Genomic DNA, 17,103 nt, shown 5'->3' with positions numbered 1-17,103 from the left:
TTAAGTGGGTAAAGCAAAGAGCTATGAGGAAATGACGAAGGATGAGATCATAAGCGCGGAAAAGCGAAAACTTGCCGGGATTTATACCAGGCTGGATGCGAAAACAAAAAAATCGACGGATTCCCTGATTAACGAGGCTGCCTTCATGGCGGCTTCTCTTTATGAGCTGCGTAAAATCATCAACGAGAAGGGATATACCGAAGAATACCAGAATGGCGCGAACCAAAAAGGGGTAAAGAAATGCTCTGAGGTTGAGGTTTACAATACCATGATCAAGAACTACATGGGGACCATCAAGCAGCTTACGGATCTGCTTCCGAAAGGGCAGAAGGGGAAAGAAGACCAGGATGGATTCGAGGACTTTGTGAATGGACGTGATGGTTAAATATCCAGAAGACTATAACCCCATTCTGGAATATTGGGAGGGGATCCAGTCTGGTAAGATCACGGTGTGCGATAAGATCCGGCGCACATACAAAAAGTTGGCTTATGATATTGAACACCAGGACGAATATTTTTACAGCCCAAAACGAGCGAACCACATCCTAGAGTTTGCAGAAAATTACTGCAGGCACTCGAAAGGGAAATACGGTGGGAAGCCGGTCCGACTGGAACTATGGGAAAAAGCTCACCTGGCAGCCATCTTTGGTTTTATCGACATCGAAGGAAACCGGAAATACCGGGAATCACTGCTGATTGTCGGGAAGAAAAATGGAAAGTCCCTGCTGGGATCCATCGTCGGGAATTACATGATGATCGCAGACGGCGAGATGGGACCGGAAGTATATGCAGTTGCCACGAAAAAGGATCAGAGTAAGATCATCTGGCTGGAATCCAAACGGATGGTCAATAAATCACCGACATTGAAAAAGCGGGTCCGTACCCTGGTGGCTGAAATGGATACGGATTTTAATGATGGGGTATTCAAGCCGCTGGCGTCAGATAGTGACACGCTGGATGGCTTGAACATCCATTGTGTGCTCATGGATGAGATCCATCAATGGAAGCAGGGAAAGGCGCTGTACGATATCATGGCCGACGGAGTATCTGCCAGGGAGCAGCCGCTTGTCTATATTACCTCTACGGCCGGGACGATCCGGGAAGATATCTACGACCAGAAATATGATGAGGCCACAGATGTCATCAACGGATATTTCGATCCGGATGGGTATAAGGATGAACGGTTTATCGCTTTCATCTACGAGTTGGACAGCCGCAAGGAGTGGACGGACCCGAAGTGTTGGGTAAAAGCGAACCCTGGGCTTGGGACTATCAAAAATATTGGGACCCTGCGGGATAAAGTGGAGAAGGCGAAGAAGAACCCGCTCCTGGTGAAGAACTTGATTTGTAAAGAATTTAACATCCGGGAAACTTCTTCGGAGGCCTGGCTGACGTTCGAACAGGCAAATAACACCATGACCTACGATGTGAAAGTGCTGAAACCGCGCTACGGTATAGGCGGGACAGATCTTTCCGCTACAACGGACCTGACAGCAGCTAAAGTATTGTTTAAGGTGCCGGATGACGAACATGTCTATGTGCTCTCAATGTACTGGATCCCGGAAGACCTGGTAGATAAGAGAGTACAGGAAGATAAAGTTCCATACGATTTCTGGATCGAAAAAGGATACGTCCGTATCTGTAAGGGTAATAAGATCTCCTATAAGGATGTAAAGGCGTGGTTCGTTGAGATCCAGGAGCAGCAGGACATTTACCTGCCGTGGATCGGATATGATGCATGGAGCGCGTCCTATTTCGTGGAGGACATGCGGGATTACTTCGGCCGCGACAGTATGATATCAGTGAGCCAGGGCAAGAAAACCTTGTCGCAGCCCATGAAGAACCTCGGGGCTGATCTGGAAAACAACCTGATTGTATACAATAACAATCCGGTCGATAAATGGTGCCTATGCAATACCGCGGTTGACGTGGATAAAAACGATAACATCCAGCCAATTAAGACCAGTAAGCCACGTCGGAGGATTGATGGGACCGCGGCCCTGCTGGATGCATATGTGGTGCTGGAAGACCACATCAATGAATATATGTCAATGATCTGACGCCTGAGACGGCGTTATTTTTGTACCAAAAAGGAGGATACCGATGAAATTAATGGACAGATGGAAAAACCGGAACCGGGAGCCGACAGTAGATGCAAAGGATCGGCTGGCAATGCTGACCACCTACCAGGAGCATTACTACTCCTGGAACGGAAAGCTATATGAAAGTGACATCGTTCGGGCCTGCATCCGGCCGAAGGTCAAGGCGATCGGGAAGCTGGTTGGAAAGCATATACGGGATGACCCGAAAAATGGATTGAAGGTAAATCCGGATGCGCGGATCCGCTTCCTACTGGAAGAACCAAACCCATATATGACTGGCCAGATGATGCAGGAGAAGATTGCGACGCAGCTATGCTTAAATAACAATGCCTTCATCCTGATTATCCGGGACGAAAACGGCCTGCCGGTGCAGCTGTACCCGGTACCATGTGTTTATGCGGAAGCGATCTATGATAAGCAAGGGAACCTTTATCTGAAATTCCAGTACCGAAATGGGAATACCGGCACATTCTCATACGAGGATATCATACATCTTCGGCAGGATTACAATAGCCACGATGTTTTCGGTGAAAGCCCCGCGCCTGCGCTTAAGGGGATGATGGAAGTCATCGGAACGATCGACCAGGGAATCATTAAGGCAATTAAAAACAGCGGTATCGTGCGGTGGTTATTAAAATTTACGCAGTCGTTAAGGCCGGAAGACGTGAAGCAAAATGTGGAAGATTTCGTAAGAAACTATCTGGCGGTGGAGAGCGAAACAATGGGCGCAGCCGGTGTAGATTCGAAAGCAGACGCGATCAGGATCGAACCAAAGGATTATGTACCAAACGCCGCGCAGACCGACAAAACAATCGACAGGATCTACTCTTTTTTTAATGTGAATAAAAAGATCGTTCAATCAGATTTCACAGAAAACGAGTGGAATGCCTATTACGAGGCGGAGATAGAACCCGTTGTTGTACAGCTGGGCGGAGTATATACAACCCGCCTGTTTACGCGGAAGGAGCGGGGGTTCGGGAACCGGATTGTATACGAGGCCAAGAACCTGCAGTGTGCCAGCTTGACCACAAAGCTTGCCTTCCAGGCTATGGTGGATCGTGGAGCCATGACACCAAATGAATGGCGGCAGACCATGAACATGGCACCGGTGGAAGGCGGGGATGAACCGATCCGGCGTCTGGATACCCAGGTAGTCAATCTGGTAAAAGAAACGCTGAACAAGATGAACACAGAAAACTGTCACGAGATGGCGGATATCATCCGGCAGTTATTGTCAGCAGGAAAGGAGGGAAAGACAAGTGGCGAGAATCGACATCCGGGGTGTGATCATCCCGAATGATTACAAATGGTATTACAGCCTATTTGGCATGGACAGCACTTGCCCGCAGGATGTACGGAAATATTTGACGGAGGGACCGCATGAAGAACATGAGGTCTATATTAATTCGCCGGGCGGTGCTGTAAGCGCTGGATCTGAAATATATACGATGCTGCGCGGCCACGGACCAGGGGTGAAGATTTACATCACTGGGGAGGCCTGCAGTGCTGCATCTATAATCGCCATGGCGGGATACAGTGAAATGTCACCGACAGCGCTTATGATGGTGCATTGTGTATCCACAAGCGTAAGCGGAAATCACACAGAGATGGAACATACTGCAGAATTATTAAGAACTGCAGATGAGGCACTTTGCACAGCGTACATGGAAAAGTCTGGCATGGGTAAAGAAGATGCGCTGGCCATGATGGAGCACGAGACCTGGATGACCGCGCAGCAGGCGGTGGAAAAGGGCCTGATAGACAAAGTGATGTTTGAACAGAAAAAAACGGTGCAAATGGTGGCAGGATTGATCAGCCTTCCGTCGAAGGAACAGATGGAGCGGGCCAGAACATTAGCCATGTGGCCGGAAAGAGAACAGGCAATCGCAAACTTAAAATTATTGGAATTGGAAGGAGAAGTAAAATGACAAGAGAAGAGTATATGAACAAGCGATCCACGATGCTGAATGAGGCAAAGCAGCTGATCAGCGCCGGGAAAATCGAAGAGGGCAACACGAAAATGAAGGAGATCAAAGATCTGGATGAGTCCTTCGAGGCAGAAGCAAAGGCAAGTGCAGAGCTGAAAGCACTGGAAGGGGAACCGAAGGCGCTGAATATGCAGAACCTGACAGACGCTGCAGCGGAAGGAAGAGTACAGGCACCTGCCATCACAGGTACAGGTGTCCGGATGGATGGAACCAACACAGAGCAGGATCCGGTTGACTATGCATCCGAGTCCTACAAAACAGCATGGGCGAAGTCCATGATGGGAAAATCCATGACGGATGCAGAAACCCAGGCTTATAAGCTGGTCAATGAAGCTTTTACTCATACCACGGGGAATACCGGAATTGTTATCCCGAAAACGGTAACGTCGGGGATCTGGACGGAGATCGGGGAACTGTATCCGTACTGGAATGACATCAGCAAAACCTACGTGAACGGGATCCTGACCATGATTATGGCCGATACGTCCACGGGTGCAGCTTGGTATGATGAAGCAACGAAGACAGATGACGGGAAGGAAACCTTTAAGGAACTGACCCTGAATGGGTGCGAACTGTCCAGGGCGATTACGGTATCCTGGAAGCTCAAGGAAATGGCCATGGATGAATTCTTACCGTATATCCAGCGCCGGATGGCGGAGAAGATGGGTGCAGCACTCGGATACGGCGCTACTCACGGTAAGGGGCAGCCAGGGGCGGGAGAAACTTTCAAGGCGGAGCCGCTGGGAATTGTGACAGCGCTGGGGAAAGAGACCGGTACCCCGCAGATTGTGGAATATACCAAAGACGCCCTTGGATATACGGATATCATCAAAGCCAGGGCGAAGGTAAAGAGCGGGTACACAAGCGGAATGTCCATCTATGCGAATTCGGTAACGATCTGGACGGAGCTGGCAAATGTAAAGGACCAGAACGGCCGGCCGATCCTGATCGCCGATGTAACCAAAGGCGGAGGGTTCAACGTCCTGGGAATGTCCGTGAAAGAGGACGATTCCATGCTGGATGGCGAGATCCTGATGTCCAATGCGTCCAGGGGTTATACGGCAAACGTAAATAAAGAACTGACGGTAACGCTTGAGGATCATGTAAAAGACCGGGTGACGGACTACTGCGCTTATGCCATTGTGGACGGAACCATGGTCACATCCAAAGCACACGTCCTGCTGAAATATGCGGATTCTCCTGCGCCAGCTTCTAACTTGGCGGGGGAATAACCAGCCGTGCGGCGCCGGCGGGAAACAATAGCACCGTAACCTATGACAGCTCATACACCGCAGCACAGCTGAAAGAGGTGGCGAAGGCCAAAGGAATAACCGGATACGGAAACATGACTAAGGCAAAATTACTGGAGGTGTTAAACCGTGGATGAGCTGGTAGAGAAATTAAAGAAAAATATACGGGTTAAGTCAGGGGATGCGGACGAAGAGATCAAGGATTTAGTGGAGTCCTGCAAGAAGGATATGATGCGTGTCGGTATATACGGGAATGAAACAGATCCGTTATACCGGCAGGCGATCCGCCTGTATTGTAAAGGGAACTACGGGTATGACGATAACGCGGAGCGGTTTCAGAAAGCATATGAATCTCTCCGTGATTCCATGTCACTGTCCGGAGACTATAAGCAGGGAGGAAAAGCCGATGGAGGAAGCAACGCTGATCTGGGTGGAACGTGGTAAAAACCCGAACGGATTTCCGGTTGAAACAGAGCATCGGGTAGATATCTATGTGGAAGAAAAATCTGCAGTACGTTCGGAACACTACGAGGCGGCCAGGGCCGGGATCCAGATCAAGACCGTCCTGAAAACGAGGCAGGAAGACTTTGAGCTGTCCAGGCACCTGACAGCTGCAGGAATTCCGGAATATGCAACAAAGGTACTGTATGATGGCCAGAAATACGATATCGAACGTACCTATAAGGCCGGGAAGTCCATGATTGAGATCGTTTGTAAGGAGGGTTAGCCTTGGGATTCGAGCCATACAAATTTGATGATATGGCCAGGCAGCTATATAACCTGGGTCTGATCGACCGGATCGCTCCGAAGATGCTGGCAGCAGCAGTCCCAACCCTGGAAGACGAGCTGAAAAAGCAGGTCAAAAAAGAGGCGAACCGGGGATACGCAAAGGGCGATCTTGTGAACTCTATTAAGGCAGGGAAGCCGCTGGCTTATAAAGGCGGGCATTATGTGGCTGCGTCGGCGGAAGGGAAAGACCGGAACGGCATGAGAAATAATGAGAAGCTGGCGTATCTGCACTATGGGACATCGAAGCAGGCGGCGACCGCGGTACTTACGAAGACAATTAAGATCGCAGAACCGGAATGCTTAAAAATCATGCAGGAAGAATTCGACAAGGAGACAGGGAAGTGACAGTAAATCAACTGATCGAGACGGCACTAAAGGAAATCGTACCGGATATCTGGCCGCTGTGCTGCCCGGAGGAACGTCCGCCGGATGAATTCATCGTTTATAACCCGGAGATTGAAGAAGCGGTAGTGTACGGCGATAATGAGGACCTGGCATGGGCCTGCTATATGCAGGTCCATCTTTATACGCGTCATGATTATTCTGAGCAGCGGGTCAGGATCCGGAAGGCCCTGCGGAAAGCCGGGTTCATGGTAACAGATATTGAAACTATGTACGAGAAGGACAGCAAGTATTACCATCTGTGCTTCTCGTGTAACATTGAAGAAATGGAGGAATAAGTAATGTCATACATTGGATTAGCAAAGCCCATCATAGCAAAACTGATAAACGAGGAGGAGGCGAGATATACAGATGCATTTATATGCGGAAAGGCAATAGGAGTGGAAATTACGCGGCAATATGCGGAAGGAAGCCTTCAAGCAGACAACATCATGGCTGATTATGACAAAGAATTCAAGAATGCAGAAGTAACATTAAATACATCCACATTGCCTATGCAAGCTCATAAACTAATGTTTGGGCATTTAGTTACGGAAGATGAATCCAGTCAAAGTGTAACGTATCGAGCAGAGGACGAATCTGAGTTTGTCGGGACTGGTTTTTATGTAACAGAAAAGATAGACGGGAAGCGGAAGTATACTGCCATGTGGCTTTATAAGACGAAATACACAGAGGGAGCAGAGTCCTACAGTACAAAGGGTGATAATATCGAATACCAGACACCAAGCGTATCCGGGCAGGCTATGGCTCTGCCAGACGGTAGGTGGAAAGAGGTCAGAACGTTCGATACCATGACGGAAGCGATCTCCTGGCTGAATGTAATGTCTGGTAGGATGGTGACGATCCCGGCCAGTTCCAAGATTCTGTACGACATGTCCATTGCAGATATGATCGAGCCGGGAATGGAAGTAGGTTCAGATGGGAAGGTCACTGGAACGTTCAAACATTTAACCGGGTATACCGGATTCTCTTCGAAAGCCGAAGAGCAGGAAGGATACTACTTCCCGTTCCGTCTGGAAAAGAAGGGCGAGAAGATGTCCTTCTACAAAAATGGTGCTCCGGCCAAGAAGGATATCCCCTGGGATGAATACAATGTGTTCCGGGTGACGCAGGGCGATACATTTGAGATCAGGGTGGATAACATCAGTGTGATCCGGTTAACCTTTGCGGATGCAGTGTTCCAGGCTAAAAAATAATCGATGCTTACGGGCCGTCGGATCGGCGGCCCAATAAGGAGGAAATATGTTTGATAAGCTAAATCATGTAACATTGTCCGGAGTCGAATACCCGATCAAGTGCGATATGCTGGTCCTGGAACGTATCCAGAATGAATATGGATCAATCGCAAAATTTGAGCGTGAAATCATCTCATGGGAACCAGTGCTGGATGAAAACGGAGAAGAGGTCTTGAATGATAGCGGAATCCGAAAAGTAAAGTCAAAACTGCCGAGTGTCAAGGCGGTAAATGACGCACTGTATTGGATGGTCACGGAAGGTATGGATATCGAGGCGGCTAAAAAGAATGAACCCTGTAAGGAGATAAAAAGGGAAGAACTACTCCGTTGTGTAGATATGCCATATATGAAGCTGGCGGATCTGGTGCATGACGAATTTTCCAGGTGTTTTGAAGACCCAAAAAACGAGGAAACCACGTAGAGGATGACGATGACCCAGATGATCCGGAAGGAGAGGATCAGAAGGTTAACTTTGCGTGGATAGTGGCGGTATCCATGGACATGGGTTACACAGAGGAAGACGTTTCCCACATGTATTATGAAAAGTGGTATGCGGTATTTACTGAGTACCGAAAACTCCACAATTTCAAGACCAAGCAGGGGCTATGGGAAGAAGAAAAAAAGCGAGTATCTCCGCGTGACTTATAGCCGCCGGCGTGATATAATAAAACAAAAGGGGAGGAGTGATCACATGAAATATTTGTCAATGATGTGGAAAATGCATCCGATCATGAGTATATGGCTGGTGATCTGTATTGTCCTCTTGTTTGTATCAATAAAAGCTGCTGGAAGTTTGTTCGTGCTCGGCGGAATCGTGATGCTGATTAGTAGCCCGATCGGCCGCCTGATGTCCAGGCCGGTGTACCGAAGAAAGAAGTAATCGAATAAGAATCTAAACCGTCTGTGAAAGCAGGCGGTTTTTTGTATGTATTTTTACGGGAGGGAAGCCTATGGCGCAGAAGAAACAAAGTAAAGTTGGCGCTTATATCACCTTGGATGGTGAAAAAGAATTTAAGTCGGCAGTGACGAACTGCAATAAAAGCCTGACGTCCTTAAAATCAGAAATGGGTCTTGTGAAGGCTGAAAGTGAAGGACAGGCAAACTCCCTGGAAGCCCTGCAGAAGAAGCACACGGTCCTGGGGAAAATCCTGGACGAACAGAAGCAGAAAGAATCCGAGATCACGAAAGCCCTGGATCATGCCCAAGAATCCTATAATGCAGTGGGCGGAAAACTGCAGCAGTATAAAACGGATTTAAAGGCGGCCCAAGATAAGCTCGAAGAGATGAAAAAAAGCTCCGAGAGTACGGCTGATGAATTGCAAGAACAGGAAAAAGTAGTAAAAGACCTTAGCACAGCTGTAGAGAAAGGTGAGCAAGTCTATCAAAAGGCCGGAGGCCGGATCAAGGACTGGGAGACAAAGCTGAATACAGCGAAGGCTCAGACGATCAAGGCTAATTCCGAACTTAACAAAAACGCCGCGCTCATGAAAGAGGCGGAAGAGTCCACAGATAAGTGTGCTAAGAGCATAGATGAATTTGGCAAACAGGTTGAGGAAGCCAAGGAAGTTACAATCAGCTATGGGACCGTCATCAAGACGAACCTGATCAATACGGCGACCGACTTTGCAAAGAGTGTCACTGGGGAAGCGTTATCCGGAGTAACACAGCTGGAATCTGCGCAGAAGCAGTTGCAGGCCAGTACCGGAGCCAGCGCAGCCGAGATGAAGAAATATCGGTCCGTGATGGATGATATCTACAGCAGCAACTACGGCGACAGTATGGACAGCGTGGCGCGGTCGATGGCTCTGGTCCGGCAGTACACGAACGAGATCGATCCGGATAAGATCAAGCAAATGACCGAAAACGGGATAGCCATGGATGATGTTTTTGGGATGGACCTAAGCGAGACGATCCGCGGCGTTGATTCCCTGGTAACAAACATGGGGCTGTCATCAGAAGAGGCTTTCGATCTGATGGCAAGCGGGGCACAGAACGGCCTGGATAAATCAGGAGAGCTTGCAGACAACATAACAGAATATGGGCAACTATGGGGACAGGCTGGTTTTTCAGCAAAAGAAATGTTTGCGATCTTGGATAATGGCCTGTCTTCCGGTGCCTATAACTTAGATAAAGTCAACGATTTCGTGAAGGAATTTACGATCTCACTTTCTGACGGTCGGATTGAAGAAAACTTGGATTCATTCTCAGCGGGGACAAAGGGGTTATTTAAGCAATGGCAAGCTGGCAAGGCAACGGCCCGGGATGTGTTCTATTCTGTCATCAATGATCTGGCAAACGCAGAGAATCAACAGAAAGCCCTAACTTTTGCCAGCACAACGTGGAGCGCATTAGGCGAGGACAACGCCATGAAGGTGATCACGTCGCTGAATAAGGTGAATACCAAGTATGATGACGTGAAGGGTACTATGGAAAGCATTAAAGATGTAAAATATGACACGCTGGAAAGTAAGTATGAGCAGCTGGGCCGGACGTTTCAAAAAGAGGTGGTTAGACCATTACTGGAAAAATTCCTTCCGGTGGCGGAAGATGGAATCGAGTTTCTGATAGACAACACAGATAAATTGGCTCCGCTCGTTACCGCCGTTGGTACCGCCTATGCTACCTGGGAGACCGCCAGTGTAATCAGTACGGTAGTGACAGCAACAAAAGGATTGACTACGGCAACCGAAGGAGCGACAGCAGCACAAAAGATATATAACGTGGTTGCGAATGCAAATCCGTACGTTCTTATTGCGACAGCGATTGTGGGAGTGACAACAGCGGTTGTAGCCTATGCAAGTAGTGCGGGAGAGGCTTCTGCAGATGTGCAGATGTTGGCCGATGCAAATGCAAAGGTGGTCGATTCTGCGAACCAGGCCGCGGATGCTACACGAGATTCGATTTCTGCATATGCTGATAACTCAATAGAAATCCAAGCGCAGTCACAATATGCGGAAACCCTTGCTGCAAGGATCGAAAATCTGGATAAGAATGTTAAAAACAGCAATGAAAAGACAGCGGTAATGAAGGAATATGTTGCTGAATTGAACAGCTTAGTACCAAACTTGAATCTTGCTTACGACGAGCAGGCCAGAAAGCTTAATATGACCAATGATGAAATCAGGGATCATATTTCTTTGAATAAAAAGGATCTCGAGGTCCAGGCTGCGCAGGAATATGCCATAGACATGATCAAACAGCGTACGAAGCTTGAGATTGAAAAAATTAAGCTGCAGCAACAGCAAGAAGAGATACAAGGTAAAGTAAACGGCCTACTGGAAGAAGAAAATGACCTGATCATTACATCTATGGAACCAGTAACAGCATGGATTACCGGAAAAAGTGATGCGCGAAAGTCCTATAAAGAACTGACGGCGGCCCAGGAAAAAAACGAAGAAGCTATGCTGACCAATCAAGCGGCGCTGGATAATTTGGGTGTATCTGAACAGGCGGTGAAGGAGCAGCTTGCAGAGTATGGTATTACTATTGGAGACGTCACTACATCCGTAGCGGGGAATACGGAAGCAGTAAACGGAAGCACCGACGCTCTGACTACGAACGCCGGAGCTGCAGGTATAGCGGCGGAAGCACAGCAGACGGCCGCGGCTAATATGCAGGCAGCAGCGCAGGGAATAGCGGATACCTATACCGGGATGCAGGAGACAGTGTCAGGAGTGCTTGAAAACCAGATGAATATGTTCGAAGAATTCAATGGCGGCGCAGAGATTTCTACGCAAAAGCTTCTTGATAATATGCAATCACAGATTGACGGAGTATCAAAATGGGCCGACAACATGGGCGAACTGTCCGAGCGTGGTATCAACGATAACCTTCTAACACATCTGGCAGAAATGGGGCCAGAAGGGGCCAACTACGTGGCCGCGTTCGCTAAAATGTCGGATGATGAACTTAAAAAAGCATCTGACATGTGGGCGGAATCCCTGGATATGAAAAGTGGCGTTGATGATAGCGTTCAGGGGATGCTGGAATCCTACACGGAAGCACTGAACGGGGGAAAGGAAAATGTTACGCAGGCAATGGCGGCAATGGGAGTAGATACCGTACAGGGCCTTGTTGATGCAATGAATGCCCAGACATCGGAGGTAAAAACTGCTGGGGAAGGTGTGGGACAGACAGCTGTAGATAGCACCGCAACAGGAGCAGGAACGCATTCCCCATCGTGGAAAACAGCAGAGATAGGTCGGAACATGAATCTGGGGCTGATCAATGGACTGAACGATGGAAAGGAGGACGTAAAAGAAGCTTTCCAATCTGTTACACAATCTCTCATTGACAATGCGAAGATCAACTTAGATAACAATAGACTCCGAGGATCTGGCGTGTCGGCGGTGACGGGTATCGCAGAAGGGATTACAGGCACGCGGAATAAAGTGCTGAATGCTATGAAAGCTGTGACAGATATGTTGTTTGCAACCACCACGATGGCATGTGCATCATACCGGTACGCACCTGCAGGGCGCAATATACCGGAAGGAATCGGACAGGGGATTAACACCGGCAGAAATAAGGCTGTAACTGCATCAAGAGAACTTGCAAACGATGCATATAGAGCGGCCAGTAATATCCCGAGTCTGTATTCTGACGGCTTAAACATGGCGGAAGGACTGGAAGACGGAATCCGGGCCGGAAAATCAGGCGTCGTGGCAGCAGTAGAGGATATGTGCAATGCTGCCGTTAGAGCTGCGAGGACAAAACTTGATATACAGTCTCCATCCAAAGTATTTGCAAAAATCGGGGAATACACCGCGGAGGGATTTGGCCGTGGATATGAAACGAAGATGGTGGATGTAAACCGGATAATCAGCAGATCACTTGATTACCAGGCGGCGCCCGGGAGAGGAAGGAGATCTGTGCCAGGTGATACAGGTGGGGCCGGAGGCGAGAAAATCGTGATTGAGTTGCCCATATATAACAATGGAGTGTACACAAGGACAGAGATCGTGGAGATTGCCAGGGATGGGATATCTCGGAAACAAAACAATCGCTGGGTGGCGAAAGGGGTGACAGCAGGTGTTTGATATCGAATATGCCGGTTACACCGGTAAGGACAAAGGCATAATTGTGACCCGGCGTCCGGATATCCCGGCGCCGGTAGAGATCATAGAAAGCTATCGAGTGCCTGGGAGAGACGGTGAACTGATCGCCCATACCGGAACGTATGAGGACATAGAGATCGAAATACCATTCGGATTCCGGGCACCGAAGGATCAATGGGCGGAACGCTTCCGTCAATGCCGGAAATGGCTTCTGGCTCCTGGGGTGAACCGGTTGCAATTCAGTGACGATCCAGACTTCTTCCGAATTTCCAAATACGTGGAGATCACCGACACGGAACGGACAATCAAGAAAATGGGTGAGTTTTCAGCAATATTCACATGTAGCCCTTACATTTATGCAATCGAAGGGGAATACGAAATACCTGCAGTAGATCTGTATAACAATTATGAGGTATCGCATCCGATCTATTACATTGAGGGGGAAGGCGTATGCCGGATTGCTGTGAACGGGAAGGAAGTATCCATCAATGTTGGCCAGAATGCTACGATCGATACTGATCTGATGATTGCATACCGGCAGGACAAAACGATTATGAATGCGGAGACAACCGGAGATTATGACGATTTATGGCTTAAGCCTGGCCTGAACACGATCACTACAACGGTAGGATTTCTGGTCACATTGAAACCGAGATGGAGGAGCCTATGATACAGATTTATTTAAAACAGAATGAGAGATACGAGCAAAACGGTGATTTGACGCTGACACCTGTGGCCTGCAGTTTGGAAGCTGTCCTCAATGGAGAATGGGAACTGACTCTTGAGCACCTGATCGATGATGAAGGGCGCTGGAAGTACATTAAAACAGACAATGTGATCAGCTGTCCGACGTTCGTCGGTGAACGCCAGCTATTCCGGATTTACCAAACGGTTAAGAATATGGAGAGCGTAACGGCATATGCTAGGCCGATCTTTTTTGATTGCCGGAATACCATACTGCTGGATGTCAGACCGACCGGGAAAAACGGCCAGAATGCTTTGAATATTATTCTGGTTGGAACAAAGTTTACCGGGAGTTCAAACATATCAATACACAATACGGCCTATTACGTAAGGATGAACATCCTCAATGCCCTGATGGGTGACGACGAGAACAGTTTCTTGAACCGTTGGGGCGGTGAATGTATCTTCAACAACCATACCGTCGTTATCAATGACCGGGCCGGCGGCGATTACGGAGTCAGAGTTGAGTTCGGCCGGAACCTGGAAGCCATAGAAGAGAACATCAGCTATGACAATATCGTCACGCGCATTGTCCCGGTCGCCTATAACGGCCGGATGCTAGACGGAGCGACGCCATGGGTGGATAGCCCGAATATCGGGCGGTATGCAAATATCTATATGAGTGAAATCAAATATGAGGATGTCAAATGGCAGCAGGACGATCCGAACGATGAGGATGCTTACCCGTTTCTCTCCCAGGTTCGGGGTGTGATTGGGGCGCGGGCACGGGATACGTACGCAGAGACGGGATGTGATCTACCAGAAGTAAACTATAAGGTGAATATGGTCCAGCTGGCCAACACGGACGAATACGCAGACTATGCCATTCTGGAAACAGTAGGCCTGGGCGACACGGTACACTGCCGGCATAAGGGGATCGACATTGATGTAGACGCAAAGGCGATCCGAGTAGTCTATGATTGCATCGGGCGGAGGAATACCGAAGTTGAGCTGGGAAACTTTAAGGAGGATTATTTCGGCCGGCTAAGCGATACTGCCGGGAGAATCGATGGTATCACAACGGGCGCTGGAGAAGTAAAGGCAGAAAAAATAACCGGAGTCATTGACGCAATGAAGGCGCAGCTCAGGGCACAAAAATCTATTGCGCCGGCGCAAGATGTGAGGGCGATTTTGTTTGAGGATTTGGATCCTTCCAGCCCGACCTTTGGGGCCATGTGCCTGGGGACGCAGGGCTTCCAGATCGCCTCTGGTCGGACAGCAGATGATCGTGATTGGGATTGGCGGACGTTTGGGACAGGAAAAGGCTTTGCAGCCGATCTGATCGTGGCCGGCACGATGATGGCGGAGCGGATCAGCGGTGGGACCCTGTCCGGGGTCACGATCACAGGTACTGACATAATCGCAGGTGGCCAGGCCAATGAGGATGGCACAATCACGCTTAAGGATGCAGCCGGCACTGCGATCGTGACCATGGACGTAAACGGAATTGACATTGAAAAGGGTAAGCTTTCCGGAGTAGAAATAAACCTTGAGGATGACGGTAAAAGTGCAAAATTCCGAGTACAGTCGCAAAGCGGGAAGAAAACAGAGATTGTAGGAAGTAACATCCGTGTTGCGGATGCGTCCGGTAATTATATCTTCCAGCTGACAACGCTTTTGGATACTCCCATGCTGGATATGGCCGGAAGTATAAATGTCCGGAAAAGTGGCGATATGGCGTCGATCCGCAGCGAGGGGACCATCACCGCGCAGGATGGATTTGCAACCGGGAGCGGACAGGGGAAAACAGGATCTTTTACTATTGACGGGCGAACGATCACCGTCAGAGGCGGGATTATAACTGATATGTAGAGAGGTGATGTAGGTGGAAACAGTCAGACATGTAACAGTGGATCTGTATAAGGCTGAGATCGTCCCAATAATCAAATGCAAGCAGTACGATACCGGCCGACAGATCGGTGTTCGCCTGTTGGACAATGGTACGGTTTTTGATATCACAGGGGCAGAGACCAGGATCTTTGCTAAAAAGCCAGATGGGACCCTGGTATATAACAATGCATTAACGGTCTCGAATAACGAGGCCGTTTTTAACATCACGAGCCAAATGTCTGCCGTCACAGGTAAGCTTATGGTGGAGATCCGGGCTGTAAAAGACAACCGTGTTGTATCCAGCCCGATCGCCATGTTGGATGTGCTGCCGAGCAATATAAACGACGGAGCGATAGAGAGTACAAATGAGTTTGTTGTGTTGGAAGAATTCGTCCGGTGGGCGCAGGAGAATATCCCTAAAATCGAGCAGACCGAGGCAGGAAGAGAAGCAGCGGAAGCCATCCGGAATACTGCAGAAGAAGCAAGGAAGGCGGCTGAAACGGCCCGGAAGAATGCAGAAACAGCACGCGTAGAAGCCGAAAACGGAAGGCAGGCGGCTGAAAGTCAGCGTGAGACAGCGGAGGTACAGAGGGAAGCGGATACCGACACAGCGATCCGCGAGGTCAATAAGACGGCTGATGACCTTGTGCTGTGGTTCGAGAGCATACAGAGGATCATTGATACCGGCGGGATCGACGGGAAGCAGCTGGCGGAACTGAATGATATGATCATCCGCCTGTATGCGGTCGCGGGTATTGAGGATATTGATAATATCATAGCCAGCGTCTATATCGATACTGACGATACTACGGCAGTGTTCAACACGGCAACCAACGAGGATATTGACAATATGATATCCGGGGACTACGTAGACACCGGAGAGGATGGCGGCATATTTGACGATGTAGCAATCACCGATCAGGAAATTGAGCAACTTATAAATAGTCTATTTTAAGGAGGAAGAAGTAGATGGCTAAATATGTAACACTTGAAAACCTGACAGCTTTCGCTGCGGGGTTGGTAACGAAGATCACGGGAAAATTTGTGGCAAAAGAGTCGGGAAAGGGATTGTCCAGTAACGACTATACATCGGCGGAAAAGACGAAGCTGGCGGGTATCACGGATATGAAAGGGGCAACCTCATCGGTAGCCGGAACCCATGGACTTGTGCCGGCGCCGGCGGCAGGGGAACAAACAAGTTTTTTCCGAGGAGATGGGAAATGGGGGACACCTGCAGGACAGAGCAATGTGATAGAGATCGTAAAAGTAAACAATACGGCCCTTCCAGTTACAAGTAAGGCCGTAAATATCGATCTGAGTGGATATGCCACAAAGGCTGATGTTACGGCTGCAACGACGGCAGACATTGATAATATTATCAATGGATTATTTGTGTAAGGGAGTGATGATAAATGAAGGTTATAACAGCTAATTTACTAAATCGATTCTGGACAAACGGAGTTAAACCGATCAAAACTGCAGTAGGAACCATTTCCAGCCTGACAACCGCAGCCAAGACAAATTTGGTTGCCGCTATCAATGAAGTGAAGGCAAAAGCGGACAGCAATGCAACGGCAATTACTAACGTAAATAATAATTTATCTGGTAAAATGCCGTTTGAAAAAGCAGATGAAAATCTCACTGCTAAAATTACCCTTTATGGATCTCGACTTACGTTAGATTGTATCCACACGGATGGCAGGATA

Annotated in this window: 18 protein-coding genes; all 18 read left to right on the top strand. The window is 48.7% G+C overall.

Annotation, left to right across the window (positions count from 1 at the left end):
- Positions 1 to 4 precede the first annotated feature (4 nt).
- A complete protein-coding gene (locus ABC831_RS08235; protein WP_343247736.1) occupies positions 5 to 385 on the top strand; it encodes a hypothetical protein in 381 nt (126 codons plus the stop codon).
- Positions 369 to 2,060, top strand: a complete 1,692-nt coding sequence (locus ABC831_RS08230) for a terminase large subunit (protein WP_343247735.1) — start codon at positions 369 to 371, stop codon at positions 2,058 to 2,060. The genes ABC831_RS08235 and ABC831_RS08230 overlap by 17 nt, the downstream gene beginning before the upstream one ends.
- Positions 2,061 to 2,103: 43 nt before the next feature.
- Entirely contained in the window at positions 2,104 to 3,402 is a 1,299-nt protein-coding gene (locus tag ABC831_RS08225; RefSeq protein WP_343247734.1) for a phage portal protein, read from the top strand.
- Positions 3,362 to 4,030: a head maturation protease, ClpP-related gene (locus ABC831_RS08220; protein WP_343247733.1), complete on the top strand. Its 669-nt coding sequence runs from the start codon at positions 3,362 to 3,364 to the stop codon at positions 4,028 to 4,030. Before ABC831_RS08225 ends, ABC831_RS08220 begins: the two co-directional genes overlap by 41 nt.
- The gene (locus ABC831_RS08215; RefSeq protein WP_343247732.1) at positions 4,027 to 5,322 is read left to right on the top strand and encodes a phage major capsid protein; all 1,296 of its coding nucleotides are present in this window, start codon (positions 4,027 to 4,029) and stop codon (positions 5,320 to 5,322) included. The genes ABC831_RS08220 and ABC831_RS08215 overlap by 4 nt, the downstream gene beginning before the upstream one ends.
- Positions 5,323 to 5,469: 147 nt before the next feature.
- Positions 5,470 to 5,784, top strand: coding sequence for a head-tail connector protein (locus tag ABC831_RS08210; RefSeq protein ID WP_343247731.1), 315 nt, complete (start codon positions 5,470 to 5,472; stop codon positions 5,782 to 5,784).
- On the top strand, positions 5,747 to 6,067 hold the full coding sequence (locus ABC831_RS08205) for a hypothetical protein (RefSeq protein ID WP_343247730.1): 321 nt from the start codon (positions 5,747 to 5,749) through the stop codon (positions 6,065 to 6,067). Before ABC831_RS08210 ends, ABC831_RS08205 begins: the two co-directional genes overlap by 38 nt.
- A 2-nt stretch (positions 6,068 to 6,069) precedes the next feature.
- The gene (locus ABC831_RS08200; RefSeq protein ID WP_343247729.1) at positions 6,070 to 6,474 is read left to right on the top strand and encodes a hypothetical protein; all 405 of its coding nucleotides are present in this window, start codon (positions 6,070 to 6,072) and stop codon (positions 6,472 to 6,474) included.
- Positions 6,471 to 6,809, top strand: coding sequence for a hypothetical protein (locus tag ABC831_RS08195; protein ID WP_343247728.1), 339 nt, complete (start codon positions 6,471 to 6,473; stop codon positions 6,807 to 6,809). The genes ABC831_RS08200 and ABC831_RS08195 overlap by 4 nt, the downstream gene beginning before the upstream one ends.
- 3 nt (positions 6,810 to 6,812) lie before the next feature.
- Positions 6,813 to 7,727, top strand: coding sequence for a major tail protein (locus ABC831_RS08190; RefSeq protein ID WP_343247727.1), 915 nt, complete (start codon positions 6,813 to 6,815; stop codon positions 7,725 to 7,727).
- Positions 7,728 to 7,773: 46 nt separating this feature from the next.
- Positions 7,774 to 8,187: a hypothetical protein gene (locus ABC831_RS08185; protein ID WP_343247726.1), complete on the top strand. Its 414-nt coding sequence runs from the start codon at positions 7,774 to 7,776 to the stop codon at positions 8,185 to 8,187.
- 270 nt (positions 8,188 to 8,457) lie between these two features.
- Positions 8,458 to 8,646, top strand: a complete 189-nt coding sequence (locus tag ABC831_RS08180; protein ID WP_343247725.1) for a hypothetical protein — start codon at positions 8,458 to 8,460, stop codon at positions 8,644 to 8,646.
- Positions 8,647 to 8,716: 70 nt separating this feature from the next.
- A complete protein-coding gene (locus tag ABC831_RS08175; protein ID WP_343247724.1) occupies positions 8,717 to 12,805 on the top strand; it encodes a phage tail tape measure protein in 4,089 nt (1,362 codons plus the stop codon).
- Entirely contained in the window at positions 12,798 to 13,493 is a 696-nt protein-coding gene (locus ABC831_RS08170) for a distal tail protein Dit (RefSeq protein WP_343247723.1), read from the top strand. Before ABC831_RS08175 ends, ABC831_RS08170 begins: the two co-directional genes overlap by 8 nt.
- Positions 13,490 to 15,379 carry a phage tail spike protein gene (locus tag ABC831_RS08165; protein ID WP_343247722.1) on the top strand — a complete coding sequence of 630 codons (1,890 nt, stop codon included), beginning with the start codon at positions 13,490 to 13,492 and terminating at the stop codon, positions 15,377 to 15,379. Before ABC831_RS08170 ends, ABC831_RS08165 begins: the two co-directional genes overlap by 4 nt.
- A 13-nt stretch (positions 15,380 to 15,392) precedes the next feature.
- The gene (locus ABC831_RS08160; RefSeq protein WP_343247721.1) at positions 15,393 to 16,352 is read left to right on the top strand and encodes a BppU family phage baseplate upper protein; all 960 of its coding nucleotides are present in this window, start codon (positions 15,393 to 15,395) and stop codon (positions 16,350 to 16,352) included.
- Positions 16,353 to 16,366: 14 nt separating this feature from the next.
- On the top strand, positions 16,367 to 16,795 hold the full coding sequence (locus tag ABC831_RS08155; RefSeq protein WP_343247720.1) for a hypothetical protein: 429 nt from the start codon (positions 16,367 to 16,369) through the stop codon (positions 16,793 to 16,795).
- A 14-nt stretch (positions 16,796 to 16,809) separates the two neighbouring features.
- The coding region (locus tag ABC831_RS08150; protein ID WP_343247719.1) for a hypothetical protein at positions 16,810 to 17,103 on the top strand (294 nt) is incomplete at its 3' end.

Source organism: Diplocloster hominis (genome assembly GCF_032380655.1).
Lineage (GTDB): Bacteria > Bacillota > Clostridia > Lachnospirales > Lachnospiraceae > Diplocloster > Diplocloster hominis.
The sequence above is the reverse complement of the archived record's forward strand: the minus strand, read 5'-3'. Positions and strand labels throughout refer to the sequence as shown.

Excerpts from the sequence above, each read along its gene's own strand:
- ABC831_RS08230 (WP_343247735.1), top strand. The coding sequence starts at position 369 with ATGGACGTGATGGTTAAATATCCAGAAGACTATAACCCCATTCTGGAA.
- ABC831_RS08225 (WP_343247734.1), top strand. The coding sequence starts at position 2,104 with ATGAAATTAATGGACAGATGGAAAAACCGGAACCGGGAGCCGACAGTA.
- ABC831_RS08215 (WP_343247732.1), top strand. The coding sequence starts at position 4,027 with ATGACAAGAGAAGAGTATATGAACAAGCGATCCACGATGCTGAATGAG.
- ABC831_RS08205 (WP_343247730.1), top strand. The coding sequence starts at position 5,747 with ATGGAGGAAGCAACGCTGATCTGGGTGGAACGTGGTAAAAACCCGAAC.
- ABC831_RS08190 (WP_343247727.1), top strand. The coding sequence starts at position 6,813 with ATGTCATACATTGGATTAGCAAAGCCCATCATAGCAAAACTGATAAAC.
- ABC831_RS08185 (WP_343247726.1), top strand. The coding sequence starts at position 7,774 with ATGTTTGATAAGCTAAATCATGTAACATTGTCCGGAGTCGAATACCCG.
- ABC831_RS08180 (WP_343247725.1), top strand. The coding sequence starts at position 8,458 with ATGAAATATTTGTCAATGATGTGGAAAATGCATCCGATCATGAGTATA.
- ABC831_RS08175 (WP_343247724.1), top strand. The coding sequence starts at position 8,717 with ATGGCGCAGAAGAAACAAAGTAAAGTTGGCGCTTATATCACCTTGGAT.
- ABC831_RS08165 (WP_343247722.1), top strand. The coding sequence starts at position 13,490 with ATGATACAGATTTATTTAAAACAGAATGAGAGATACGAGCAAAACGGT.
- ABC831_RS08155 (WP_343247720.1), top strand. The coding sequence starts at position 16,367 with ATGGCTAAATATGTAACACTTGAAAACCTGACAGCTTTCGCTGCGGGG.